The following is a 24,740-nucleotide window of genomic DNA, read 5'->3' as shown; positions in this document are numbered from 1 at the left end:
ACGGGGGTCTTTGAACCGGCAACATCCCGTCCCGCCGCCTCATTCCCCGGCGTGCCGGCCGCCCCCGGCCGGGCTCCTGCCGGTCGGGCGCGCATGGCAGGATCGGCGCTGACCACACCGTCCTCCAGAGGGAGTCCCCCGTGCCCGGTGAGAACCTGTCCCGCGACGAGGCCCGGGAGCGGGCCGCCCTGCTGTCGGTCGACGCCTACGAGGTGTTCCTCGACCTGCGGTCCGCCGTCGGCGAGGGGGACGGTGACCCGCGCACCTTCCGGTCGGTCACCACGATCCGCTTCCGCTGCGCCGAACCCGGCGCCGAGAGCTTCGCCGACCTGATCGCCCCCTCCGTCACCGCGCTCAGCCTCAACGGCAAGGACCTCGACCCCGGCGAGGTGTTCGACGGCACCCGCATCCGGCTGGAGGACCTGGCCGCCGAGAACGAACTGACCGTCGACGCCCGGTGCGCCTACTCGCGGACCGGTGAGGGCATGCACCGCTTCGTCGACCCGGAGGACGGCGAGGTGTACCTGTACACGCAGTACGAGCCCGCCGACTCCCGGCGCGTCTTCGCGAACTTCGAGCAGCCCGACCTCAAGGCCCCCTTCCGCTTCGAGGTGCGCGCCCCCGAGGGCTGGACGGTGTGGGGCAACGGCGCGGGCGGCCGGCACGACGACGGGGTGTGGCGCTTCGCCGAGACGAAGCCGATCTCGACGTACATCACGGCGGTGGTCGCGGGCCCGTACCACTACGTCACGGACAGCTACTCCCGCACGTTCGCCGACGGTACGACGCTGGAGATCCCGCTCGGCGCGATGTGCCGCAAGGGCCTGGCACGGCACTTCGACGCGGACGACGTCTTCCTCGTCACCAAGCAGGGCCTGGACTTCTTCCACGACCACTTCGACTACCCGTACCCGTTCGGCAAGTACGACCAGGCGTTCGTGCCCGAGTACAACCTCGGCGCGATGGAGAACCCGGGTCTGGTGACCTTCCGCGAGGAGTACATCTTCCGGGGCAAGGTCACGCAGGCGTCGTACGAGCGCCGGGCCAACGTGATCCTGCACGAGATGGCGCACATGTGGTTCGGCGACCTGGTCACCATGGTGTGGTGGGACGACCTGTGGCTCAAGGAGTCCTTCGCGGACTTCATGGGCTCGTTCTCGATGGTGGAGGCGACCCGCTTCACCAACGGCTGGATCACCTTCGCCAACAACCGCAAGGCCTGGGCGTACCGCGCCGACCAGCTTCCGTCCACGCACCCGGTCACGGCCGACATCCGCGACCTGGAGGACGCCAAGCTCAACTTCGACGGCATCACCTACGCCAAGGGCGCCTCCGTGCTCAAGCAGCTGGTGGCGTACGTGGGCCGGGAGGCGTTCCTCGAAGGCGCCCGCCGGTACTTCAAGCGCAACGCGTACGGCAACACGCGCCTCCCCGACCTGCTGTCGGTGCTGGAGGAGACCAGCGGCCGGGACATGGGCGCCTGGGCGCGGTCCTGGCTGCAGACCGCGGGCGTCAACTCCCTCACCCCGCAGGTGCTGCTGGACGAGGACGGCCGTGTCGCGGAGCTGTCCGTGCTGCAGGAGGCCGCCGAGTCCCACCCCGAACTGCGCCCGCACCGGGTGGCGGTGGGCCTGTACCGCACCGAGGGGGGCGCGCTCGTGCGGTACGCGCGCGCGGAGGCGGACGTCGACGGTCCGCGGACGGTCATCGGCGAACTGGCGGGTGCGCGGGCGCCCGAGCTGGTCCTGGTCAACGACGACGACCTCACGTACTGCAAGATCCGGTTCGACACCACCTCGCTCGCGACGCTCGGGGAGCACCTGGGCGACATGACCGACCCCCTGGCGCGGGCGCTGTGCTGGTCGGCGCTGTGGAACATGACCCGGGACGCGCTGCTGCCGGCCCGCGACTTCATCGGCCTGGTGCTGCGGTTCGCGGGCCGGGAGTCCGACATCGGTGTCCTGCAGATGCTGCACACCTGGGCGAACTCGGCGCTCACCCACTACGCGGCGCCGGGCTGGCGGGAGACCGGCGGGCGGCTGCTGGCCGAGGGGGCGCTGGCCGAGCTGCGGCAGGCCGAGCCCGGCAGCCAGCAGCAGCTGACCTGGGCGCGGTTCCTCGCCTCCGTGGCGTCCGAGGAGGGCGAACTGCGTCTGCTGCGGGGGCTGTTGGAGGGTACGGAGGAGATCGACGGGCTCGAGGTGGACCAGGAGCTGCGGTGGGCGTTCCTGGAGCCGCTGGCCGCGCACGGGGCCGCGGACGAGTCGGTGCTCGCGGCGGAGCTGGAGCGCGACGACACCGCGTCCGGGAAGCGGCACCAGGTCCGCTGCCTGGCCGCCCGCCCCTCGGCCGCGGTCAAGGCGCAGGCGTGGGCGCAGGTCGTCGAGTCGGACGCCCTGTCCAACGCGCTCGTGGAGGCGACCATCTCGGGGTTCGCGCAGGCGTCCCAGCGGGAGTTGCTGGCGCCGTACGCGGAGAAGTACTTCGCGGCCGTCGAGCGGGTGTGGGCCGAGCGGTCGATCCAGATCGGGATGGATGTGGCGCGGGGGCTGTTCCCCTCGCTCCAGGACTCCTCCCGGACGCTGGAGGAGGCGGACGCGTGGCTCGCCTCCCGCGCGGGGGCCGCGCCGGCGTTGCGGAGGCTGGTGGCGGAGGCTCGGGACGATCTGGCCCGGGGGTTGCGGGGGCAGGCCCGCGACGCGGGGTAGCGGGCGGGGTTTTTGCGCAGTTCCCCGCGCCCCTTTGACGCGGGCTCGTCGTCGGCTGCGGGTGCGTGGGGGGATTTGCGCAGTTCCCCGCGCCCCTTGTCCTTGATGCAGGCTCGTCGTCGGCTGCGGGTGCGTGGCGGGTTTTGCGCAGTTCCCCGCGCCCCTCAAAAGCTGGGCGTGCTGTTGACGGGTGAGGGGGCGTGGCCGTTACGAAAGAGGAGGGGCGGAGGCCGTAACCCGGGGGTTCGCGCATCTCAACACGGTTGCATCGGCACTCGAACGCCCGTACTTGAGGGCCGTGTTGTCCAGGTTTGACGACAGGCGTGTAACAGCGGTTAGCGGGTGGACCGGCCGCGGGAAACCCCGGGGCATGACCTACGAGACCCCGCTCTCCCCCCGCCCCCTCGGCCACCTGTCCACGGCGCAGCGCCGGGTGCTGACCACGGCCGAGTTGCGCGCCCACGGCGTGACCGCCGCCGAGGCCGAGGAGCGCGCTCGGCCCGGCGGGCCCTGGCAGCGGGTTCTGCCGGGTGTGTATCTGCTGCACCCCGGCCCCCCGACGGCGCAGGAGCGGCTGCACGCGGTACTCCTCTACGCGGCCCGCGCCCCCCTGGCCGCGCCCGCTCCCGGGGTGCCGGCCCAGCCGGACGCGGGTGGCCCCCGCCCCTCGCCGGCCCGGCCGGACGCGATGGTCACGGGGCTGGCCGCGCTGACGCTGCACGGCTTCGGCTGCACTCCCCCGCTGACGGCTCTGGAGAAGATCGACGTACTGGTCCCCCGGCTGCGCCGGCTGCGCAGCACGGGCTGCGCGCGGGTGATCCGCACCCCGGTGATGCCCGCCCCGCGCCGGGTGACGGGGCTGCCCGTCGCCCCGGTCGCGCGCGCCCTGACGGACGCGGTGGCGAGCCTGACCGACGCGGCGGCCGTGCGCTGTCTGATGACCGAGGCCGTGCGCGGCGGGCACTGCGAACCGGCCGCCGTCGTCAGGGAGCTGAGTCAGGCCAAGCTGCTGGGCCGCCCGCATGTCGTGGACGCGGTGGACTCGATCCTGGCGGAGCGCCGGGCCCTCGCGGAGGACCGGCTGTACCGGATGGTGCGCGAGCACGGCCTGCCCGAACCCCTGTGGAACGTGGACCTGAGGTTGCCCGGCGGCCCCTACCTGGGCGGCCTGGACGCCTACTGGCCCGATCAGGCGGTGGCCGTGGAGGTGGACACGCGCGGCCCGCGGCACGGTCTGCGACCGGAGGAGGACGTGTTGTCGGAGCGGTACGACCGCAAGCGGGAGCATCTGGAGCGGCTCGGGATCACGGTCGTCCGGGTCACCCCGAGAATGCTGCGGGACGCGAGCGGGCGGCAGGCGGCCGTGATCCGTACGGCGCTGATGACCGCGGCCCACCGGGAGCCGGCCGCCCATGTCGCGGTGCTGCCCCGGTGAGCCAGGGGCCCCGCGTGTGCGGCGCGCCCGTCAGAGCGGCTCCGGCAGGGGAGGCTCCGGGAGCGGGGACCTGACCGCGTCCACCCCGTGCACGCGGTCGATCAGACCGGCGTACAAAGCGATCATGCGGGTGCGGCTGAACCGCTCGCGGCTGCCGGCGAGGGCCGGTTCGAGTCCGGGGCGCGCGGCGACGGCCTCGGTCCAGGCCCGGGCGACGGCGTCCGGGTCCTGCGGGGTGACGAAGCCGAGTCCGGCCACGATGGCCGCGCTGTCGCCCACGTCGGTGGTGACGGGGACGGCCCCGCACATCATGCCCTCGATCAGGCACAGCGGAGCGGCCTCGCCCCAGGCCGAGGTCAGCGCGACCACGTCGGAGGCGGCGTAGACGTGCTCCATGTCGCGCCGGACCCCGAGCAGCCGCAGGCGGTCCGCGTGGCGCAGGTCGCCGCCGAAGGCGTCCTCGATGTCGGCGCGCAGTCCGGGCTGCCCCTCGGACATGCCCGCGCCGCACATCAGCACCTGCCCGCCGGGGGTCGCGCGCAGCCAGGAGCGTGCCGCGCGCAGGAACAGCGAGACGTTCTTCATCGCGTCGTAGCGGGCCGCGAAGACGACCACCGGCGCCGCGGCGGGGATGCCGAGGTCCGCGCGCAGCCGGGCCCGCCGGGCGGCCTCGGGCTTGAAGCGCAGCAGATCGACGCCGTTGGGGATCACGTGCAGCACCTCGGAGGGGATCCCGGCGGCCTCGTAGGCGGCCCGGGTCGACTCGGCGCAGCAGACGCACGCCACGACCGTGCCGTCGGCGATGGCGGCCTCCAGCTCGTCGAGCGCGGCTCCCTGGTTCTCGGGGTCCGAGCGGTGCAGGCTGACGATCACCGGGCGGCGTGGCAGGCCCGCCTGGTTGAGCAGGGCGAGCGGCTGCTCCTTGAGGGAGAGGATGACGTCGGCGCCCGCCATGGCCCGCGCGGTGGCGGCCAGTTCGGGGCCGGTGTACCGCGCGGGATCGGAGGCGAGGGCCCCGGGCAGGCCAAAGGTCCGGCCCAGGGACTCGACCTCCACGCCGACCGAGGTCAGCGACCGGTAGCAGGTGTCGTTCTCCATCGCCTGCCGGGTGGCCTCACGGAGCACTTCCCCGTGAACGCTCAGCACCCGGTGGTACTGGCCGCCCTCCTGAAGTCCCAGGACGACGTCGGTGTGAAGGATCCGGGCGCCCCCGGAGAAGAAGCCCTCGTAGACCGAGAGCACGCGCAGAGGGTGCCTTGTGAGCACGCGACCACCCGCCTAGCAACAATCAGTGGACCATCCCCGTGAACAGCGGGTTGTCCGTTATGAGGCGGCATGGATGTTTCGGGCGGATGAACGGCGTGTCTCATGTCCGGGTCGAATGGGTTTACACCCCTCTTCGTCGACACCGTGCGATCGTCCGGTCGCTCTGCGGGGCGGGCCCAGCCTGCCCGGGGGCTGCGCACGCCTCGACGGGGCGGCGGTGCGAGCCGCGGGTCTCAGCCCTTCCTGAGGACCAGCTCCGTGTTGCGGTCCCCGGCCGCGCCCACGAAGTTGAGGTGGGCTCCCGGGGCGTTGAAGGCCAGTTCCCGGTAGAGGGCGGCCAGGCCCGTCTGGGTCAGGTCGGTGAGGTCCGTGCGGTGCGGGGCCGCGGACTCGATCAGGGTGGTGAAGATCGACAGCGTGCCGTCCTTGTTGTCCACCAGCTCGACGATCCGGGCGAGCTGGGGATGGTCGATGTGCGAGGCGGTGCAGATCTCCCAGAAGGAGTGGCCGTCGCGGGCGGTGTGCGGGGTGATGGTGTTGCGGTGGGTGTGGCCGTTGACCCAGGCCAGCACGTTGCGGTGGGCGCCGAGGAGGGCGAGGACCTCGGCGCCGCCGTGGCGCCGCTCGGCCGGGCGGGCCGGGTCGGGCCGGGTGTTGTCCATCGTTGTACTGGTGTGGTGGCTGAAGACGATCGCGTAGGCGTCCTTGTTCTCGCTCAGCGTCCGCTCCAGCCAGTTCAGCTGGGCCGTGCCGACGGAGCCCTGGTAGTCGCCGCCCGCGTCGGTGGTGTCGAGGCTGATGCCGATGACGTCGTCGGCGACGCGGAAGGAGTAGTACTGGGTGCGCGCGTCCAGGTTCGCCGGTGAGTAGCCGTGGCCGACCGGCCCGTGGCCCGCGTACGCCGGGTCGAGGTGCGCCTTCAGGTACTCGGCCGGGGTGAACGGGGCGCGCTTCTCGTCCGGGGTGACGGACCGCATGGCGCGGGCGTGGGTCCTCAGCAGTTGCTGGAGGTGGACGCCCTTCGGGTCCGTGGCCTTCTTGATCTCGTCCTGGAACTTCCTGGACTCGGCCGCGGGCAGGGTCATCAGCTTCTTCCCGCCGACGGCGTACTCGGCGAAGTACGGGCCGCCCGCGTAGCAGCCGAGCGGCAGGCCGTCGTGGTTGCCGACCGTGGAGTACCAGGGCAGGTTCAGTCCGGGGCTGCGCACCTCGCGGGTCGCGGCGGCGAGGAAGCCGTGCACCTGGGGGAAGCCGAGCCGCTTGTCGGTGTCGCGCAGGGGCGACTCGGGCTGCCAGTACTGCGTCAGTCCGCTGTTCTGGACGCCCTCGTAGTGCCGCGGGTCGCCGGAGTCGGGGGTGATGCGGCCACCGCTCATGACCTTCATGTACCACTCCAGTTCGTGCCTGGAGTTGTTGTCCGTGTTGTCGCCGGTGGTGATGACGAAGCCCAGGGGGGATCCGGTGACGGGCGCGCCGTGCAGGGAGTTGACCCGTTCGACCAGGGAGACGGCACCGGCCACGGTCAGCGCCTCGTGGGGCCGCCAGGCGTGGATGTCGCCGGAGCGCAGGAACTCGGAGCGCAGCGGGTGCTGGGTGTCCGTCAGATGCATGTCGGTGAACTGGACGAACGCGGCGAGCGCCGTACGGCGGTCGGTCCGGCCCGACCTGGGCGCGGCCAGCTCGGCGCGCACGACGCGCTTCCAGCCGGGGCCGTCGCCCAGGCGCCGGTAGCCGGTGCTGTTGCGCGGGGCGGCGGTGGTGGCGAGCGTGGTGCCCTTGGTGTACGGGGCCGGGGACGCGGCCCGCGCCTGCCGTGCGTCGGCGACGACGGAGGCCGCCGTGCCGTCGGCGGCGTGGCCGTCCTCGGGACGCAGCGCGAGCCCGAGGCCCGCGGTGAGGGACACCGCCCCAGCGGCGGCGAGCAGGTTGCGGCGGTTCAGTGCGGTCGTCGTGGCGACAGAGCGTGTGCGCGGCATGGCGCGATCTCCCCGGGTGCGAACGCGTGGGCGGTGGGGCGGGACACTCGCCCTCGCGACCGTCCCGCTTCGCTCTCGATCGTTGGCACCAGGGGTGACCTGGGAGTGAACGCGGCGGCAACGGGCAGCGCCGATCGTCGTACGTGGATCTGCGCCCACCCGTCGCGCCCACGAGCGCTCGTCACCCGGCCCGGGCCCGGTCACTCCGCGTTCACCTCACGGGGAAGGCGGCGCGGGACGGCGCGTCCCGCGGGGTGCGACGGCCGCGCGGCCCGGGGGGGGCGCCGGTCGGCGGGGGTCGGTCACGCCCCGGGGAGTTCGGCGCGTCCCGCGGGTGGGCGTTCCCGCCACAGGGCGAGGCCGGCGTCGACCAGGGCGATGCGCGGCAGCCCGGACACCGCGTCCAGGTCCTGCCAGGCGGCCAGGTCGGTGGAACCGCCGACCTCGTCGCGCAGTTCGCCGCCGGTGACATGCCCCTCGTACACGAGCCGCACACTGTGGCGGTCCACGGTGCGGCCGAGGCGGCCCCGCGTGGTGAAGCGCGCCGAGTCCACGCCGAGCAGTCCGGTGACCTCCACCCGGTAGCCGGTCTCCTCCCTGACCTCCCGCAGGACGGTGTCGTAGGGATCCTCGCCGTGCTCCATGCCGCCACCGGGCAGGCCCCACACGGACATTCCGTCGGAGTTCGGCATGCGGACCATCAGCAGCCTGCCGTCGCGGACACAGACAGCGTAGGCCGCCACCCTCAACTTCTCGCGCACACAGCGACGTTAACGCGTTCCTCGCGATCCGTGCGAGGTTCGCGCACAGGGAGTGGAGGCGAGGGCACGGCGTGCGCACGGACGGCACACGAACCGTGCCGGTGAAACGGCGAATGCCCGTTCCGCCCCGCTAGGTCCCCCGTGGCGTATGGCGGGATCACGCCATGCTTCCACCTAGTCCGAGTCAACTCTCCCCAAACATCTGCCCCTTGGGTAAAGCTGAGCGGTCTTCCGGACCCGAAATCCGGACGACTGCGGTCAGGACCGGTCGACTTGAGCGGTTCGGGCCGTACCACCCCCCGTTCCTTTACCTCAAGGGATGCCGATGACGACCGACGCTCAGCGCGCTCCGATGTCGCGCGCGAGACGCGTGGCCCGCACAGCCGTCGCCGCGGGTATCGTGGCCGCACTCTCCGCGGCCGGCCCGATACCCCTGGCCTACTCCGCGAACCACCCGTCGGCCCCTGCCGACCCGGCCGTCAAGTCCACGAGCCCCAAGCTCGGTTCGGACGACGCCGACCTTCTCGCCCAGGCCAAGGCCGACGGCGCCAAGAACGTCACGATGATGATCGCGACGGCACCCGGCCAGACCGAGCAGGTCGCCGACCAGCTGGACGCCGTCAAGGGCGGCTCCGTGGGCCGCGCCTACGACAAGGTCGGCTACGTCCGCGCCACCGTGCCCACCGCCAAGGCGGACGCGGCCATCGCCGCCGCCGAGAAGCTGTCCTCCGTGCACGCCATCGACCTGCGGCAGGAGATCCAGCTCGACGACCCCACGCCGAGCGCGGACCGCGCCGAGTCGGCCCGGGGACACGCGGCCAAGGGCTCGGCCACCTACCCGGGTCCGAGCAGGAAGACCCCCGCCGAGAACCCCTACAACCCGTCCTTCGAGACCGGCGCCGTCGACTTCGTGCGGCAGCACCCGAAGGCGGACGGCCGGGGCGTCACCATCGGCATCCTCGACTCCGGCGTCGACCTCGGCCACCCGGCGCTGCAGAAGACCACCACCGGCGAGCGCAAGATCGTCGACTGGGTGACCTCCACCGACCCGATCGCGGACAGCGACGCGACCTGGCGCCCCATGATCACCCCGGTCGCCGGCCCCGCCTTCTCCTACGGCGGCCAGTCCTGGACGGCGCCGACCGGCTCCTACGAGATCAGCACCTTCAAGGAGTCCGCGACCACCGGCGGCGACGAGAAGGGCGACCTGAACCGCGACGGCGACACCACCGACAGCTGGGGCGTCCTGTACGACCCGGCGGCGGGCACCGTCACGCTCGACCTGAACAACAACCACGACTTCACCGACGACACCCCGATGAAGCCGTACAAGGACGGCTACCAGATCGGCTACTTCGGGACCGACGACCCGAAGACGGACGTCTCCGAACGCATCCCGTTCGTCGTGCAGATCCGCAAGGACGTGGCGATGGACCCGTACGGCGGGTCCTGGGTCGGCAAGAAGGCCGACTTCGTCAACATCGGCGTCATCGAGTCGGAGCACGGCACGCACGTCGCCGGCATCACCGCCGCGAACGGCCTGTTCGGCGGGAAGATGAGCGGCGCCGCCCCCGGCGCGAAGATCGTCTCCTCCCGTGCCTGCACCTGGACCGGCGGCTGCACCAACGTCGCGCTCACCGAGGGCATGATCGACCTCGTCGTCAACCACGGCGTCGACATCGTCAACATGTCCATCGGCGGCCTCCCGGCGCTGAACGACGGCAACAACGCGCGCTCCGAGCTGTACACGCGCCTCATCGACACCTACGGCGTCCAACTGGTGATCTCCGCGGGCAACTCCGGCCCCGGCGCCAACACCATCGGCGACCCCGGACTCGCGGACAAGGTCATCTCGGTCGGCGCGGGCATCTCCCGGCAGACCTGGGCCGCCAACTACGGCTCGCAGGTGACCCGGAAGTACCAGATGATGCCCTTCTCCTCGCGCGGCCCGCGTGAGGACGGCGGCTTCACCCCGACCCTGGTGGCGCCCGGCGCCGCGATCAACACCACCCAGACCTGGCTGCCGGGCTCCCCGGTCGCGGAGGCGGGCTACACCCTGCCGGCCGGTTACTCCATGCTCCAGGGCACCTCGATGGCCTCCCCGCAGGCCACGGGCGCCTCGGCGCTGCTGCTGTCGGCCGCGAAGCAGCAGGGCATCGACCTCAAGCCCGCCACGCTGCGCACGGCCCTCACCTCGACTGCCGACCACATCCGCGGCGCGCAGGCGTACGAGGAGGGCGCGGGCCTCATCGACATCGTGGACGCGTGGACCGCGATCCGCCGCGGCGCCGAGGCCCACGACTACACGGTGAAGGCCCCGGTCGACACCGCGCTCGACCAGGCCCTGAAGACCCCGGGCTTCGGCACCGGCCTGTACGACCGCGAGGGCGGGCTCAAGGCCGGTGACAGGAAGACGTACGACATCACCATCACGCGTACCTCCGGCCCGGACAAGGCGCTGCGCCACGAGCTGCACTTCGCGAACGACCACCAGCGCACGTTCCGCATCGTCGGCTCCGACGAGGTCAAGCTGCCGCTGAACCAGCCGGTGACCGTCAAGGTCCAGGCCTCCCCGCGCTCCGCGGGCGTCAAGAGCGCGATCCTGGAGGTCGACGACCCGAGGACGGTGGGCCTCGACAAGCAGATCCTGACGACGGTCGTCGTGTCGGCCCCGGTCAGGTACACCTGGTCGGCGTCGAGCTCCGTGCAGCGCAACAGCAGCACGTCGTACTTCGTGACCGTGCCGCAGGGCGCCAAGTCGCTGGAGGTCGCGATCGGCGGCCTGGCGGACAAGAGCCAGACCCGGTTCATCGCGATCCACCCCTACGGCACACCCGTCGACAACACCTCGACGCCCAACTGCTACAACAACTACCTCGACGGCAACGGCTGCAAGCCCGACGTGCGGTCGTACGCGGACCCGCAGGCCGGTGTGTGGGAGATCGAGGTCGAGGCGCGCCGCACCTCGCCGCTGCTCGACAACCCCTACAAGCTGGACGTCTCCGTCCTCGGCGCCTCCTTCGACCCGGCGACGGTGACCGTGCCCGAGGCCAAGGCCGGCACCCCGGCGACGGCCTCCTGGAAGGTCACGAACGCGTTCGCGGCCCTGGACGGCAATCTGGTCGGCGGTCCGCTCGGCTCCTCGAAGACGGGCCGCCCGACCATCAAGGCCGGTGAGACGCAGACCAGCACGGTCGAGGTGCCCGCGGGCGCCACGTCGCTGGACGTCGCCATCGGCGGCGTGTCGGACACGGCCGCCGACCTGGACCTGACGGTGCTCGACGCGTCCGGCAAGCAGGTCGCGCAGTCCGCCGACGGCGACTCGGAGGAGGCCGTGCACATCGCCTCCCCCGCCGCCGGTACCTACACCGTCCAGGTGGCGGGCTACTCGGTGCCGTCCGGCTCGACGGCCTACGACTACCGGGACGTGTTCTTCTCCGCCTCGCTCGGCCGGGTCACGGTCGACGACGCGGCGACGGTGAAGCTCGGCACGGGTGACAGCGCGACGGTGTCCGGTGCGGTCACGGCGGCCTCGGCGGCCCCCGCGGGCCGGGAGTTCTTCGGACAGGTCCAGCTGGTCAACGCGCGCGGCACGGTCGCGGGCGTGGGCAGTGTGAAGATCGGCACGGTCACGCCGTAACGGCGTCGTCCCCGACGGGACCACAGCGGTGGGGCGGGCGTCCTCGGGCGCCCGCCCTTCGTCGTACGCGCGCCGCGTCCGAGGTGTGCGTCACACCGCCGTGTGCGCCGGGGGGCCCTGGGCAGGGACGCAGCAGCACGGTGTGCGGCGCGGGCGGCCCGAGGGAGGCTTTTCTCCGGCTCGGCGGCGGGCGGACACGAGATCCGCAACCGGCGCCGCGCCCCGGGACGTCCCAGTCCTCGGGCACATCGTGCGGAAAATTGGACAGACTGCCTGGTGCCGGCCGCATGATGGAGATGCCTCGGCCGGACAACAGGCACGTCAGAGGCATGTCAGCACACGCAGAGGAGTCGTCGTGAGGGTCGGAATCGTCGGAGCCACCGGTCAGGTCGGCACGGTCATGCGCAGGATCCTCACCGAGCGGAACTTCCCCGTGACGGAGCTGCGCCTGTTCGCCTCGGCCCGCTCGGCGGGGACGGTCCTCGACGGGGTGACGGTGGAGGACGCGTCGACGGCCGACTACTCCGGCCTGGACATCGTGCTGTTCTCCGCGGGCGGCGCGACCTCGAAGGCACTGGCCGAGAAGGTCGCCGCCCAGGGCGCGGTCGTGATCGACAACTCGTCCGCGTGGCGCAAGGACCCGGACGTGCCGCTGGTGGTCTCCGAGGTGAACCCGCACGCGGCGGTGAACCGCCCCAAGGGCATCATCGCCAACCCGAACTGCACGACGATGGCCGCGATGCCGGTGCTGAAGCCGCTGCACGAGGAGGCGGGCCTTGAGGCGCTGGTCGTCGCCACCTACCAGGCGGTGTCCGGTTCGGGCCTCGCGGGCGTCGCGGAGCTGCACGGCCAGACCCAGAAGGTCGTCGCCGACGCCGACCGGCTGACCCACGACGGCGCGGCGGTCGACTTCCCCGAGCCGCAGGTCTACCAGCGCCCGATCGCCTTCAACGTGCTGCCGCTCGCGGGCAGCCTCGTGGACGACGGCCTGAACGAGACCGACGAGGAGCAGAAGCTCCGCAACGAGTCCCGCAAGATCCTGGAGCTGCCCGGCCTGAAGGTCTCCGGGACCTGCGTCCGCGTCCCGGTCTTCTCCGGCCACTCCCTCCAGATCCACGCCCGCTTCGCGCGCCCGCTGTCGGTGGAGCGCGCCACGGAGCTGCTGGCGGGCGCCCCCGGTGTGGCCCTGTCCGACATCCCGACCCCCCTCCAGGCGGCCGGCCAGGACCCGTCCTTCGTGGGCCGCATCCGCACGGACGAGACGGTGGACAACGGCCTGGCCCTCTTCGTCTCCAGCGACAACCTGCGCAAGGGCGCGGCCCTGAACGCGGTCCAGATCGCGGAGCTGGTGGCGGCGGAGCTGAGCGAGTAGCCGACGGCATCCGACGAAGGGGGCGCCCGCCGGTACCGGCGGGCGCCCCCTTCGTCATGCCGGCCGCCGGACCTCGTACAGGAAGCACCCGTACGCCACGGCCCGCACATGGACGAGTTCCACGGCCGGGTCGGCGAACGCCTCGGCGAACGCGTCCTCGAGCGCACCGGGCCCCTCCTCCACCAGGCGGCCGCCCAGGATCCGTCCCTGCGCCGAGTACCGGCGGACCACCCGGGAGGCGCCGTCGAACGGATGGCCGCCCCCGTCGTCGACGGCCGGGCCCCCGCACGCCTCGGCGTGGACGAAGACAGGACCCTGCTCGTCGTACGCCCCCGGATCCACCCCCGCCCCGGCCGCCCAGCGCCGCAGCGGCGCGTACGACACGAGGGCGACCCACTCACCCGGCTCGCTGTGGCGCAGGCAGCACCGCAGCGGGGCACCTCCCTCGTCGTCCACGACGGACGCCACGGGGCGTCCCGCGTCGTCGGTGCGGCGCAGTTCCTTCAGGGCGGCGGGGGCGATGGGGCGGGCCGTGTGGGTCGTCATGCCCCCAGGTTCGCTCCCGGCGGCGCCGGCCACCGGCGGGAAACGGACGTCGCGCCGGGGGCGTGCGCTGCCGGGCGGGCCCGGTCGGGTTCCTCGACCGTAGGGATCTCCCCACACCGATCCGGCCACCGGGCGTGGAAGGATGTCCGAACCCACACATAACGAGGAGATGACCGCGTGCCTGGCACAAACCTGACTCGCGAAGAGGCTCGGCAGCGGGCGACGCTGCTCAGCGTTGACTCGTACGAGATCGATCTCGACCTCTCGGGCGCGCAGGAGGGCGGTACCTACCGGTCCGTGACCACGGTGCGCTTCGACTCGGCCGAGACCGGCGCCGAGTCCTTCATCGACCTGGTGGCCCCGACGGTCCACGAGGTCACACTGAACGGCGACACGCTCGACCCTGCCGAGGTCTTCAAGGACTCGCGCATCACGCTCCCCGGCCTCCTCCAGGGCCGCAACGTGCTACGGGTCGTCGCCGACTGCGCGTACACCAACACCGGCGAGGGCCTGCACCGCTTCGTCGACCCGGTGGACGAGCAGGCGTACCTCTACACCCAGTTCGAGGTCCCGGACGCCCGGCGCGTCTTCGCCTCCTTCGAGCAGCCCGACCTCAAGGCGACCTTCCAGTTCACCGTGAAGGCACCCACCGGCTGGACCGTGATCTCGAACTCGCCGGCCCCCGAGCCCAAGGACGACGTCTGGGCCTTCGAGCCGACGCCGCGGATCTCGACGTACATCACCGCGCTGATCGTCGGCCCGTACCACGCCGTCCACAGCAGCTACGAGAAGGACGGCCAGTCCGTCCCGCTCGGCATCTACTGCCGCCCCTCGCTCGCCGAGTACCTGGACGCGGACGCCATCTTCGAGGTGACCCGCCAGGGCTTCGAGTGGTTCCAGGAGAAGTTCGACTACGCGTACCCGTTCAAGAAGTACGACCAGCTGTTCGTGCCCGAGTTCAACGCGGGCGCCATGGAGAACGCGGGCGCGGTCACCCTCCGCGACCAGTACGTCTTCCGGTCCAAGGTGACCGACGCGTCGTACGAGCTGCGGGCCGAGACCATCCTGCACGAGCTGGCCCACATGTGGTTCGGCGACCTGGTCACCATGGAGTGGTGGAACGACCTGTGGCTGAACGAGTCGTTCGCCACCTACACCTCCATCGCGTGCCAGGCGTACCACCCGGACTCCCGCTGGCCGCACTCCTGGACCACGTTCGCCAACTCCATGAAGACGTGGGCGTACCGCCAGGACCAGCTGCCGTCGACGCATCCGATCATGGCCGAGATCAACGACCTGGACGACGTCCTCGTCAACTTCGACGGCATCACGTACGCCAAGGGCGCGTCCGTCCTCAAGCAGCTCGTCGCGTACGTCGGCATCGACGAGTTCTTCCGCGGCGTGCAGGCCTACTTCAAGCGCCACGCGTTCGGCAACACCCGCCTGTCCGACCTGCTGGGCGCCCTGGAGGAGACCTCCGGCCGCGACCTGGGGACCTGGTCGCAGAAGTGGCTCCAGACGGCCGGCATCAACGTGCTGCGCCCGCAGATCGAGACGGACGAGCAGGGCGTCATCACCTCCTTCGGCATCCGCCAGGAGGCCCCGGCCCTCCCCGCCGGCGCCAAGGGCGAGCCCACCCTGCGGCCCCACCGCATCGCGGTCGGCTTCTACGACCTTGACGAGGCGAGCGGCAAGCTGCTGCGCGGCGACCGGATCGAACTGGACGTCGACGGCGAGCTGACCGCCGTGCCGCAGGCCGTCGGCCGGCGCCGTCCGGACGTCGTCCTGCTCAACGACGACGACCTCTCGTACGCCAAGGTCCGCCTGGACGAGGCGTCCCTCGCCTTCGTCACCGAGCACCTCGGCGACTTCGAGGCGTCCCTGCCGCGCGCCCTGTGCTGGGCCTCCGCCTGGGACATGACGCGTGACGCGGAGCTCGCGACCCGCGACTACCTCTCGCTGGTGCTGTCCGGCATCGGCAAGGAGTCCGACATCGGCGTGGTGCAGTCGCTGCAGCGCCAGGTGAAGCTCGCCATCGACCTGTACGCCGCCCCGTCGGCGCGCGAGACGCTGCTGACCCGCTGGACGGACGCCACCCTTGCCCATCTGCGTGCCGCCGCGCCCGGCGGCGACCACCAGCTGGCGTGGGCGCGTGCCTTCGCCGCCACCGCCCGTACGCCGGAGCAGCTGGACCTCCTGGAGGCGCTGCTGGACGGTTCGGGGAGCGTCGAGGGCCTGGAGGTCGACACCGAGCTGCGCTGGGCGTTCGTGGAGCGGCTCGCCGCCGTGGGCCGCTTCGACGAGGCGGAGATCGCGAGCGAGCTGGAGCGGGACAGGACCGCGGCGGGCGAGCGGCACGCGGCGACCGCCCGTGCGGCCCGGCCGACCGAGGAGGCCAAGGCGGAGGCCTGGGCGTCGGTCGTGGAGTCCGACGCGCTGCCCAACGCGGTGCAGGAGGCGGTGATCGGCGGCTTCGTGCAGACCGACCAGCGTGAGCTGCTGGCTCCTTACACCGACCGGTACTTCGCGGCGGTCAAGGGCGTGTGGGACTCCCGCTCGCACGAGATGGCCCAGCAGATCGTGGTCGGGCTCTACCCGGCGGTCCAGGTCAGCGAGGCGACGGCGGCGAAGACCGACGCGTGGCTGGCCGCCACCGAGCCCGTCCCGGCGCTGCGGCGGCTGGTGCTGGAGTCGCGTGCGGGTGTCGAGCGCGCGCTCAGGGCGCAGGCCGCGGACGCGGCCGCCGGCTGACGGTGACCCCGAGGGGCGTCCGGCGCGTGCCGCCGGGCGCCCCTCGGGGTGCGTGCGCCGGGTACGTCCGTACGGGTGAACCGGCGGGCGGTGGACGGGGTACGGGGTACGCGAAAGCCGGGGGAGTCCGGGGACACCGTGCGGGTGTCCGGACTCCCCCGGCTTCGGCGCGTCAGGGGCGGGTGGTCAGCCCCGCTTCGGCTGCTTGGGGGACCTGTCCAGGACCATGACGAGACCCGCGATGGCCAGGAACAGCACGATCGGGATCACCACGTAGAGGCCCAGGGTCTGAGCCGCGCTCAGGCCGGTGCCGGGGTCGTCACCATCGTCGTGGGTCAGCGCAAGCGCTGGGGACGACATGAGCAGCATCATCAGCGTCGTACCGGCGGCCAGGGCGCCGGCGCGCAGGGCGTTCTTCTTGTCCACAGTGCCAACGTAGCGAACGGCTGAACGGGGCGCGCGTCCGGGGGGCGGTTTCGCGGGGACCCCGCGCTCCTGGCGCGTGCCTCCCGCACGTCTTCGGCCGCCCGTGCGTGGGTGGGATTGCGCAGTTCCCCGCGCCCCTGTCGGGTGTGGCCCGTGCTTCGTCAGCTGCCCGTGCGTGGGGATTCGCGCAGTTCCCCGCGCCCCCATCATGTGCGGACCGTGCCTCGTCGGGTGCCTGCGCGTGGGTGGGACTGCGCGGTTCCCCGCGCCCCCTTCAGGGCTTCAGGGGCGTTCGGTTCTCAGGACGGAGGTCAGGGCGTGCAGCCTCGGGGAGGCCGCCAGGTCTTCCAGGGTCGTCGGGCGGCCTTCGGGGTCGGCGATCGGGAGGCGCCAGTTCGGGTACTCGGCCCAGGTGCCGGGGAGGTTCTGGGGGCGGCGGTCGCCCACGGCGTCGGGGAGCCAGAGGCCGATCAGCCGGGCGGGGGTGCGCAGCAGGAAGCGGTGGACGGCTTGGATCTCCCGCTCCTCCGAGACCGCCGAGACCCCTCCGCTCGCCCCCTTCAGCAGCCCGAGCCGGGACAGCAGGGCCAGCCACTCGCCGGTGTCGGCCGCCGCGGCGGCCCGTTCCTCGTCCAGCGGGCGGGTCAGCAGTCCGAGCCGGTCGCGGAGTTCGACGTGCTCGCCGCTGAGCCGGGCGGCGGTCGAGGGCAGGTCGTGGGTGGTGGCGGTGGCCAGGCAGTCCGCCCGCCAGCGCTCCGGCGGCAGCGGCTTCCCGTTGCCCTCCCAGTCGCGCTCGAACCACAGGACGGACGTGCCGAGCACCCCCCGCTCGTGGAGCGCCTCGCGCACGCCCGGCTCCACCGTGCCGAGGTCCTCGCCGATGACCAGCGCCCCGGCCCGCGAGGCCTCCAGGACCAGGACGGCGAGCATCGCCTCGGCGTCGTAGCGGACGTAGGTGCCCTCCGTGGGCGGCCGGCCCTGCGGCACCCACCACAGCCGGAACAGGCCCATGACATGGTCGATGCGCAGGGCGCCCGTGTGTCGCAGCAGGGCGCGCAGCAGCCGCCGGTAGGGGGCGTACCCGCAGGCGGCGAGGCGGTCGGGGCGCCAGGGGGGCAGCCCCCAGTCCTGGCCGCGGGCGTTGAAGGCGTCCGGCGGGGCGCCCACCGACATGCCGGCCGCGAGGTGGTGCTGCTGGGCCCAGGCGTCCGCGCCGTCCGGGTGGACGCCCACCGCGAGATCGTGGACGAGGCCGACCGCCATGCCGGCGTCGCGCGCGGTGCGCTGGGCGGTGGCGAGCTGGGAGTCGGTCAGCCAGGCGAGCCGGCTGTGGAAGTCGACACGCTCCATCAGCTCGGCTCGCGCGCGGGCGGTCTCGGGCGAGCGGGGGTCGCGCAGCCGGGTGGGCCAGGTGTGCCAGTCGGATCCGTAGACCTCGGCGAGCGCCGACCAGGTGGCGTGGTCCTCCAGCGCCTCGCCCTCCTCGGCGAGGAAGTCGGCGTAGGCGGCGCGCCGCCCCGGGCCGAGGGGAACGTCGTGCACGAGTTCGAGCACCTGGCGTTTGAGGTCCCACACGGCGTCCCGGTCGATCAGCGCGCCCTTGTCCAGGACGGCCTCCCGCAGGCGCGCGGCACGCTCCAGCAACGTGCGCAGGCGGCCTTGGGCCTCGATGTGCGGGAACTCGGGGACGTCCTCGACGCGCAGGTGCACGGGGTCGGGGAAGCGGCGGGAGGAGGGGCGGTAGGGGGACGGGTCCGTGGGAGTGCCGGGCACGGCCGCGTGCAGGGGGTTGACCTGGACGAATCCGGCGCCGAGCGCACGGCCGGCCCAGGCGGTCAGCTCGGTGAGGTCGCCGAGGTCGCCCATGCCCCAGGAGCGCCGGGAGAGCAGGGAGTAGAGCTGTACGAGCAGCCCGTAGGAGCGGTCCGGGGGCGCGGGAAGCCTCTGCGGGGCGGCGATCAGGTGGACCTCGGCGGTGCGTCCGTCCGGGGCGCTGAGGTGCAGGACGTGCACGCCCGGCGGGAGGTCCTCGGCCGAGGTGCGCGACTCGCCCTGCTCGGTCTCGATCCGCAGCCGGGTGCCGTCCGGGAGGTCGGCGAGCGCGGCGGGCGGCCGGCCGGCCCAGGACACGACGGTCGGCGGGAGCAGCCGCTCCCGCGTCTCGCGCTCGTGCGCGTCGAGGGCGGCGCGCACCGCGTCCGGGGTGCCCGCGTCGACACCGAGCGCGGCGAGGGCGGCGGTGACGGCGGCGTCCGGGACGGCGACCGTGCGGTCCGGGGAGGGGCGGTAGGAGGTGGCGACGCCGTGCAGCGCCGCGAGCCCGGCCAGGGGCGTCGCGTCGCGCGCGGGGTCGGCCGGCGGCATCTAGTACCCCGTGGGGTCCGGGCCCGCGGCGGCGGGGGGCTCGCTGGTCAGCGGGGTGAAGTCGGCGAGCGGGGGCTCGCTGGTGAGGGGCTCGGCGTCGGGCAGCGGGGGCTCACTGGTCAGCGGCGCCTCGGCGCAGGCGCTCTCCGCGCTCAGGACGCACAGCAGGGTGTCCAGGTCGTCGAGGGTGGTCGCGGACAGGTCCGCGCCGGGTTTGGACTGGGCGGGCAGTAGCGGGTGCACCGTGGCGGTCACGCGGGGCCTCCTGGTCGTCGTACGACAGTTGCGGGTGAGAGGAGCCCTACCCCGTGGGCGCCCGTGCAGGCGTCCGGGGGCGGACAACGTGCGCCGGTTCACACACACCTCCCCGGTCGGCGTACTCGAAGCGGCCCTCCGGTGACCGACGGCACCACCATAGCCACCCTCGGTGACATCGGGGAGCCCCGCGGCGCGTCGGCCGGTCGCGGCGGGCCGGGCAGGCACACCGCCCGGGCGGCGCGGGGCGCGCCACGTGCCCGGACGGCCCGCCCGCGTCGAACGGGCCCTCCGGGTGTGCGAAAGCCCGGACCGTCAGGCGGAGATGCCGTCGATCCGGGCCAGGGCGTCGTCCGCGCCGTACGGCTGCAGATAGGGCAGCCAGCGCGGGTCTCTGTGCCCGGTCCCGATGATGCGCCAGGCCAGGCCGGTGGGTGGGGCCGGTTTGTGATGGAGCCGCCAGCCGATCTCGAAGAGGTGCCGGTCGGCCTTGACGTGGTTGCAGCGGCGGCATGACGCCACCACGTTGTCCCAGACGTGCTGACCACCGCGGCTGCGCGGAATGACGTGGTCGACGCTGGTTGCGACGCCACCGCAGTACATGCACCGGCCCCCGTCGCGGGCGAAGAGCGCGCGCCGGGTGAGAGGAACGGGCCCCCGGTAGGGAACCCGCACGAATCGCTTGAGCCGGACCACGCTGGGTGCGGGGACAGTGACGGTCGCGCTGTGCATGAAGGCGCCGGACTCCTCAAGACTTACAGCTTTGTTCTCAAGGACGAGGACGAGCGCGCGGCGGAGCGGTACGACGCCGAGTGGCTCGTACGACGCGTTGAGGACCAGGACGTGCGGCACGGATGCCTCCTTGTACGCCGGCGGCGCGTGGCTCGCGCCGGGACGATCTGCAGCCAGTCTCTCCTCATGCCTGGTGGACGCGCCACCATGTCCCGGTAACGGGCTGGGAGTGTTTTCGACCACACCTGATGCATCCCCCGAATCGCGCCCCCTTACGTCCCCGGCGCCCGACCGGGCTTCCCGGGCGTCCCCCGGGTGAGCACAGTCTCTTCTCCGAACTTCGCCATGATCCGCACACGATGCCCCGTTAGTGTGGTCCTCCTGCCCGTCCGGTGATCCATCCGTGACCTCGGCGCCACCACGTCGACGGTCGCACCGCACCGCACCTGCCGGCGGCAGCCGCACCACCTGGAGGTTTCTGCCGTGTCCCTGCCCGCCCTACTGGCCGCCGGCGCCACTCCGTCTCCGTCGCCCTCGCAGACGACGGCTCCGGCGGTACCCACGTTCCAGGACGCGCAGAAGAGCGCGACGAACGCCGCCGGCTGGGTCGAGCAGAACTGGTCGACGTGGCTCGCCATCGGCCTGAGAGTGCTGCTGATCCTGGTGGTCGCGGCCGTGCTGCGCGTGGTGGTGCTGCGGGCGATCACCAAGCTGATCGACCGCATGAACAGGACGGTGCAGGGGGTCGACGGCACGGCCTTCGGCGGCCTGCTGGTGAACGTGGAGCGACGCCGGCAGCGCTCGCAGGCGATCGGCTCGGTCCTGCGTTCGATGACGTCGTTCCTGATCCTGGGCACGGCGGCGCTGATGGTGCTGGGGAGTTTCCAGATCAATCTGGCCCCCCTGCTCGCCTCCGCCGGGGTCGCGGGTGTGGCGATCGGTTTCGGCGCGCGCAACCTGGTGACGGACTTCCTGTCCGGGGTGTTCATGATCCTCGAGGACCAGTACGGCGTCGGCGACAGCATCGACGCGGGCGTCGCGTCCGGCGAGGTGATCGAGGTCGGGCTGCGGGTGACGAAGCTGCGCGGCGACAACGGTGAGATCTGGTACGTCCGCAACGGCGAGGTCAAGCGGATCGGGAACCTCTCGCAGGGCTGGGCGACCGCCGGGGTGGACGTGACCGTCCGTTCGAGCGAGGACCTGGACCGGGTGAAGGCGACCCTGGACGCGGTCGGCGAGGAGATGAGCAAGGCGGAGCCCTGGAACGAGCGCCTCTGGGGCCCGATCGAGGTGCTCGGCCTGGACAGCGTGCTGCTGGACTCGATGGTGGTCCGGGTGTCGGCCAAGACGATGCCGGGCAAGTCGGTGTCGGTGGAGCGCGAGCTGCGCTGGCGGATCAAGCGGGCCTTCGACCGGGCGGACATCCGTATCGTGGGCGGCCTGCCGACCGTGGCTCCGGAGGAGGAGCCCGTCGACCCGACGGCCTCGGTGGCGGCCCCCTCGGTGTACGCGAACGCGGCTTCGCCCCAGGTGGAAGCGGCTTCCCCGATCTCCCCGCCCCGACCGGCGGCGCGCTAGCCGCCCCCAGGGCCTGTCTGACAATTCCTGTCGTCCGCCCGAAGGGCGGGCCGCGCGGCGCCTGGTGCGTGCGACCGCAAGGCGCCGGAGCGCCCTCGTGGCGGAGCCACGTGGGCGTTTCGGCAACGCCGCGAGCGCGCGTGCCAGACGCCGCACGGCAGGCAGGAATTGTCAGACAGGCCCTTGCGACACGAAGGAGGAGGCGGCGTCCGGGCAGACCCCGGACGCCGCCTCCTCTTGACGCTCGCGGGCGCGCGGCCCTACGTTCCTCGCACCATCCGACAGGAAGATTTCCTGACAGCGCCGAGCGGGCCGTGAACGCCCGCGTCGCCCTGGATCCGCTGCCGGCGCACGCCCGTTCAGCCGTACCCCCCTCGGCAAGCCCACCGGCCTCTTCCGACCGACCGCCTCCCCCGTCGCCGGGGTCGACCTCGCCCCCGGGCGCGTCCGGCAGCCGCCTCGCGCTGAGAGCCACCGGGTGCCCGTCCCGGGGTGTCACGTTCACCGGAGTGAAGGGCTGACGGCAATGAAGCTCACCGTGGTCGGCGGAGGTTCGACCTACACACCCGAACTCGTCGACGGGGTGGCCCGGTTGCGAGCCACCCTGCCCGTGGAGGAGCTGGTCCTCCTCGACCCGGACGCCGACCGCGTGGAGTTGGTGGCCGCCCTGGCCCGGCGGATCCTCGCCCGGCAGGGCCACCCGGGGCGCGTCGTCGCGACCCAGGACCTGGGCCGGGCGGTGGAGGGCGCGGACGCCGTGCTGCTCCAGCTGCGGGTCGGGGGCCAGGCGGCCCGGGAGCAGGACGAGACCTGGCCGCTGGAGTGCGGCTGCGTCGGCCAGGAGACCACCGGCGCGGGCGGCCTCGCCAAGGCGCTGCGCACCGTGCCGGTGGTGCTCGACATCGCCGAACGGGTCCGCCGCGCCAACCCCGAGGCCTGGATCATCGACTTCACCAACCCCGTCGGCATCGTCACCCGCGCCCTGCTGGACGAGGGCCACCGCGCGATCGGCCTGTGCAACGTCGCCATCGGCCTCCAGCGGAGGTTCGCCGCGCTGCTCGACGTCCCGCCCGCCGACGTCCACCTCGACCACGTGGGCCTCAACCACCTCACCTGGGAGCGAGCCGTACGCCTCGGCGGTCCCGAGGGCGAGGACGCCCTGCCGTCCCTGCTCGCCGAGCACGGCGAGCGGATCGCCGGGGACCTGCGGCTGCCGCGCGCCCTGCTGGACCGGCTGGGCGTGGTCCCGTCGTACTACCTGCGCTACTACTACGCGCACGACGAGGTCGTGCGGGAGCTCGCCACGAAGCCCTCGCGCGCGTCGGAGGTCGCCACGATGGAACGGGAGTTGCTGACGATGTACGCCGACCCCGCCCTGGACGAGAAGCCGGCGCTGCTCGCCCGGCGGGGCGGCGCGTACTACTCGGAGGCGGCCGTCGACCTCGCGGCGGCGCTGCTCGGCGGGGGCGGATCGCCGTACCAGGTGGTCAACGCCCGCAACCGGGGCACGCTGCCCTTCCTGCCGGACGACGCCGTGATCGAGGTGCAGGCGGCGGTGGGACCGCGCGGGCCGAGCCCGCTGCCCGTCGTGCCCCGCGTGGACCCGCTCCTGGCGGGGCTGATGGCGAGCGTGACCGCGTACGAGGAGCTCGCCCTGGACGCGGCGCTGCGCGGCGGCCGGAACCGGGTGTTCCGGGCGCTGCTCGCCCACCCCCTGGTCGCCCGGTACGGCTCCGCCGACGCCCTGACCGACCGGCTGATCGCGCACAACCGGGAGCACCTCGCGTGGGCGTGACGGGGAGCGTGCTCGCCGTGGACGCGGGGAACAGCAAGACCGACGTCGCCGTCGTGGCCGCCGACGGGCAGGTCCTCGCCGTCGAGCGGGGAGGGGGCTTCCAGCCGGGCGTCGAGGACGTCGAACGGGCCGTGGACGGGTTGGGCGAGGTCGTCGCGCGGGCGTTCGCGCGGGCTGGCGTCGACACGGTCGGGCACGTCTCGGCCTGCCTCGCGGGCGCCGACCTGCCGGTGGAGGAGGAGCGGCTGGCCGCGGCGCTGCGTGCCCGCGCGTGGGGGGCGACGGTCTCGGTGCGCAACGACACCTTCGCCGTCCTGCGGGCGGGGGTCCGCGCGCCCCGGGGGGTCGCGGTGGTGTGCGGCGCCGGCATCAACTGCGTGGGGATGCGTCCGGACGGGCGCATCGCGCGCTTCCCCGCGCTCGGCCGCATCTCCGGCGACTGGGGCGGAGGGTGGGGGCTGGCCGAGGAGGCCCTGTGGTGGGCGGCGCGGGCGCGGGACGGCCGGGGCGAGCCCACCGAACTGGCGCGCACCCTGCCCGCGCACTTCGGGTTCGGTTCGATGGACGCGCTGATCGAGGCGCTGCACCTGGAGCGGGTCGAGCGTGAGCGGCGGCACGACCTGACGCCGGTGCTGTTCGCCACGGCCGCCGGGGGCGACCCGGTGGCGTGCGCGATCGTGGACCGGCTCGCCCGGGAGGTGGTCGCGATGGCGGTGGTCGCGCTGACCCGGCTCGACCTGCTCGACGAGGTCGTGCCGGTGGTGCTGGGCGGGGGGATCCTGGCCGCGGGGCACGCGCGGCTCGACTCCGGCGTGCGCGCGCTGCTGGCCGCGCGGGCGCCGCAGGCGGAGATCCGCGTGGTGACGGCCCGTCCGGTCCTGGGGGCGGCGCTTCTGGGCCTGGACGCACTGGGCTCCCCGCCGGACGCGGCGGCGAGGCTGCGGACGCACTTCGCGCGCTGACGCGCCGACCGGCCGCACTCCGAACCGGCCGACCTCCGAACCGGCCGACCTCCGAACCGGCCGCGCTGCGAAGGGAACCGGACGTGCGCGTTCGACGTTTTCATGTGCGGGGGGCGGAATGCCGCAACGCTGCGATCTGATCAAGATCGCACGAAGCCCCGTGCGGATATCGG

General features: G+C 72.9%; 16 protein-coding genes. 8 read left to right on the top strand and 8 right to left on the bottom strand.

Annotated elements, in window-relative coordinates:
• The first annotated feature begins 140 nt into the window (after positions 1-140).
• Positions 141-2,708, top strand: coding sequence for an aminopeptidase N (gene pepN, locus AB0C59_RS14020; protein ID WP_363004037.1), 2,568 nt, complete (start codon positions 141-143; stop codon positions 2,706-2,708).
• A gap of 370 nt (positions 2,709-3,078) precedes the next feature.
• The gene (locus AB0C59_RS14015; RefSeq protein ID WP_363004035.1) at positions 3,079-4,143 is read left to right on the top strand and encodes a hypothetical protein; all 1,065 of its coding nucleotides are present in this window, start codon (positions 3,079-3,081) and stop codon (positions 4,141-4,143) included.
• Positions 4,144-4,173: 30 nt separating this feature from the next.
• On the opposite strand, the gene AB0C59_RS14010 is transcribed toward AB0C59_RS14015, so the two are convergent.
• The 3 genes from AB0C59_RS14010 to AB0C59_RS14000 form a co-directional block, all read right to left on the bottom strand.
• Positions 4,174-5,385, bottom strand: coding sequence for a glycosyltransferase (locus AB0C59_RS14010; RefSeq protein ID WP_363004033.1), 1,212 nt, complete (start codon positions 5,383-5,385; stop codon positions 4,174-4,176).
• A gap of 257 nt (positions 5,386-5,642) precedes the next feature.
• Positions 5,643-7,385 carry a TIGR03767 family metallophosphoesterase gene (locus AB0C59_RS14005; RefSeq protein WP_363004031.1) on the bottom strand — a complete coding sequence of 581 codons (1,743 nt, stop codon included), beginning with the start codon at positions 7,383-7,385 and terminating at the stop codon, positions 5,643-5,645.
• Positions 7,386-7,687: 302 nt separating this feature from the next.
• Positions 7,688-8,146, bottom strand: coding sequence for an NUDIX hydrolase (locus tag AB0C59_RS14000; RefSeq protein ID WP_363004029.1), 459 nt, complete (start codon positions 8,144-8,146; stop codon positions 7,688-7,690).
• Positions 8,147-8,471: 325 nt separating this feature from the next.
• Here AB0C59_RS14000 and AB0C59_RS13995 point away from each other — a divergent pair, with 325 nt between their 5' ends.
• Entirely contained in the window at positions 8,472-11,786 is a 3,315-nt protein-coding gene (locus AB0C59_RS13995; protein ID WP_363004027.1) for a S8 family serine peptidase, read from the top strand.
• A 355-nt stretch (positions 11,787-12,141) separates the two neighbouring features.
• Positions 12,142-13,158 carry an aspartate-semialdehyde dehydrogenase gene (locus AB0C59_RS13990; RefSeq protein ID WP_363004026.1) on the top strand — a complete coding sequence of 339 codons (1,017 nt, stop codon included), beginning with the start codon at positions 12,142-12,144 and terminating at the stop codon, positions 13,156-13,158.
• 54 nt (positions 13,159-13,212) lie between these two features.
• Here AB0C59_RS13990 and AB0C59_RS13985 read toward each other — a convergent pair whose 3' ends face one another.
• Positions 13,213-13,704, bottom strand: a complete 492-nt coding sequence (locus AB0C59_RS13985; protein WP_363004024.1) for a DUF1203 domain-containing protein — start codon at positions 13,702-13,704, stop codon at positions 13,213-13,215.
• 177 nt (positions 13,705-13,881) lie between these two features.
• Here AB0C59_RS13985 and pepN (AB0C59_RS13980) point away from each other — a divergent pair, with 177 nt between their 5' ends.
• The gene (gene pepN, locus AB0C59_RS13980; RefSeq protein ID WP_363004022.1) at positions 13,882-16,455 is read left to right on the top strand and encodes an aminopeptidase N; all 2,574 of its coding nucleotides are present in this window, start codon (positions 13,882-13,884) and stop codon (positions 16,453-16,455) included.
• A gap of 186 nt (positions 16,456-16,641) precedes the next feature.
• On the opposite strand, the gene AB0C59_RS13975 is transcribed toward pepN (AB0C59_RS13980), so the two are convergent.
• The 4 genes from AB0C59_RS13975 to AB0C59_RS13960 form a co-directional block, all read right to left on the bottom strand.
• Positions 16,642-16,881 carry a hypothetical protein gene (locus AB0C59_RS13975; RefSeq protein WP_363004020.1) on the bottom strand — a complete coding sequence of 80 codons (240 nt, stop codon included), beginning with the start codon at positions 16,879-16,881 and terminating at the stop codon, positions 16,642-16,644.
• A 282-nt stretch (positions 16,882-17,163) separates the two neighbouring features.
• Positions 17,164-19,245, bottom strand: coding sequence for a 4-alpha-glucanotransferase (gene malQ, locus AB0C59_RS13970; RefSeq protein ID WP_363004018.1), 2,082 nt, complete (start codon positions 19,243-19,245; stop codon positions 17,164-17,166).
• Positions 19,246-19,446 (bottom strand): hypothetical protein, encoded by a 201-nt coding sequence (locus AB0C59_RS13965; protein ID WP_363004161.1) that lies wholly within the window; start codon positions 19,444-19,446, stop codon positions 19,246-19,248.
• A gap of 369 nt (positions 19,447-19,815) precedes the next feature.
• Positions 19,816-20,352 (bottom strand): HNH endonuclease, encoded by a 537-nt coding sequence (locus AB0C59_RS13960; protein ID WP_363004016.1) that lies wholly within the window; start codon positions 20,350-20,352, stop codon positions 19,816-19,818.
• Between the two features lie 363 nt (positions 20,353-20,715).
• Here AB0C59_RS13960 and AB0C59_RS13955 point away from each other — a divergent pair, with 363 nt between their 5' ends.
• The 3 genes from AB0C59_RS13955 to AB0C59_RS13945 all read left to right on the top strand — a co-directional run bounded on the left by AB0C59_RS13955 (position 20,716) and on the right by AB0C59_RS13945 (position 24,567).
• Entirely contained in the window at positions 20,716-21,810 is a 1,095-nt protein-coding gene (locus AB0C59_RS13955; RefSeq protein ID WP_363004014.1) for a mechanosensitive ion channel family protein, read from the top strand.
• 526 nt (positions 21,811-22,336) lie between these two features.
• Positions 22,337-23,605: a 6-phospho-beta-glucosidase gene (locus AB0C59_RS13950; protein ID WP_363004012.1), complete on the top strand. Its 1,269-nt coding sequence runs from the start codon at positions 22,337-22,339 to the stop codon at positions 23,603-23,605.
• Complete coding sequence (locus AB0C59_RS13945) at positions 23,596-24,567, top strand: BadF/BadG/BcrA/BcrD ATPase family protein (protein ID WP_363004010.1); 972 nt, start codon at positions 23,596-23,598, stop codon at positions 24,565-24,567. Before AB0C59_RS13950 ends, AB0C59_RS13945 begins: the two co-directional genes overlap by 10 nt.
• Positions 24,568-24,740 lie beyond the last annotated feature (173 nt).

The sequence above is a fragment of the Streptomyces sp. NPDC048664 genome (assembly GCF_040650555.1).
Classification (GTDB): domain Bacteria; phylum Actinomycetota; class Actinomycetes; order Streptomycetales; family Streptomycetaceae; genus Streptomyces.
This window is presented reverse-complemented; position numbering and strand designations above follow the sequence as displayed.

Bases quoted from the DNA above. Each gene is read 5' to 3' on its own strand.
- AB0C59_RS14015 (WP_363004035.1), top strand. From the start codon at position 3,079: ATGACCTACGAGACCCCGCTCTCCCCCCGCCCCCTCGGCCACCTGTCC.
- AB0C59_RS14005 (WP_363004031.1), bottom strand. From the start codon at position 7,385: ATGCCGCGCACACGCTCTGTCGCCACGACGACCGCACTGAACCGCCGC.
- AB0C59_RS13995 (WP_363004027.1), top strand. From the start codon at position 8,472: ATGACGACCGACGCTCAGCGCGCTCCGATGTCGCGCGCGAGACGCGTG.
- AB0C59_RS13985 (WP_363004024.1), bottom strand. From the start codon at position 13,704: ATGACGACCCACACGGCCCGCCCCATCGCCCCCGCCGCCCTGAAGGAA.
- malQ (WP_363004018.1), bottom strand. From the start codon at position 19,245: ATGCCGCCGGCCGACCCCGCGCGCGACGCGACGCCCCTGGCCGGGCTC.
- AB0C59_RS13950 (WP_363004012.1), top strand. From the start codon at position 22,337: ATGAAGCTCACCGTGGTCGGCGGAGGTTCGACCTACACACCCGAACTC.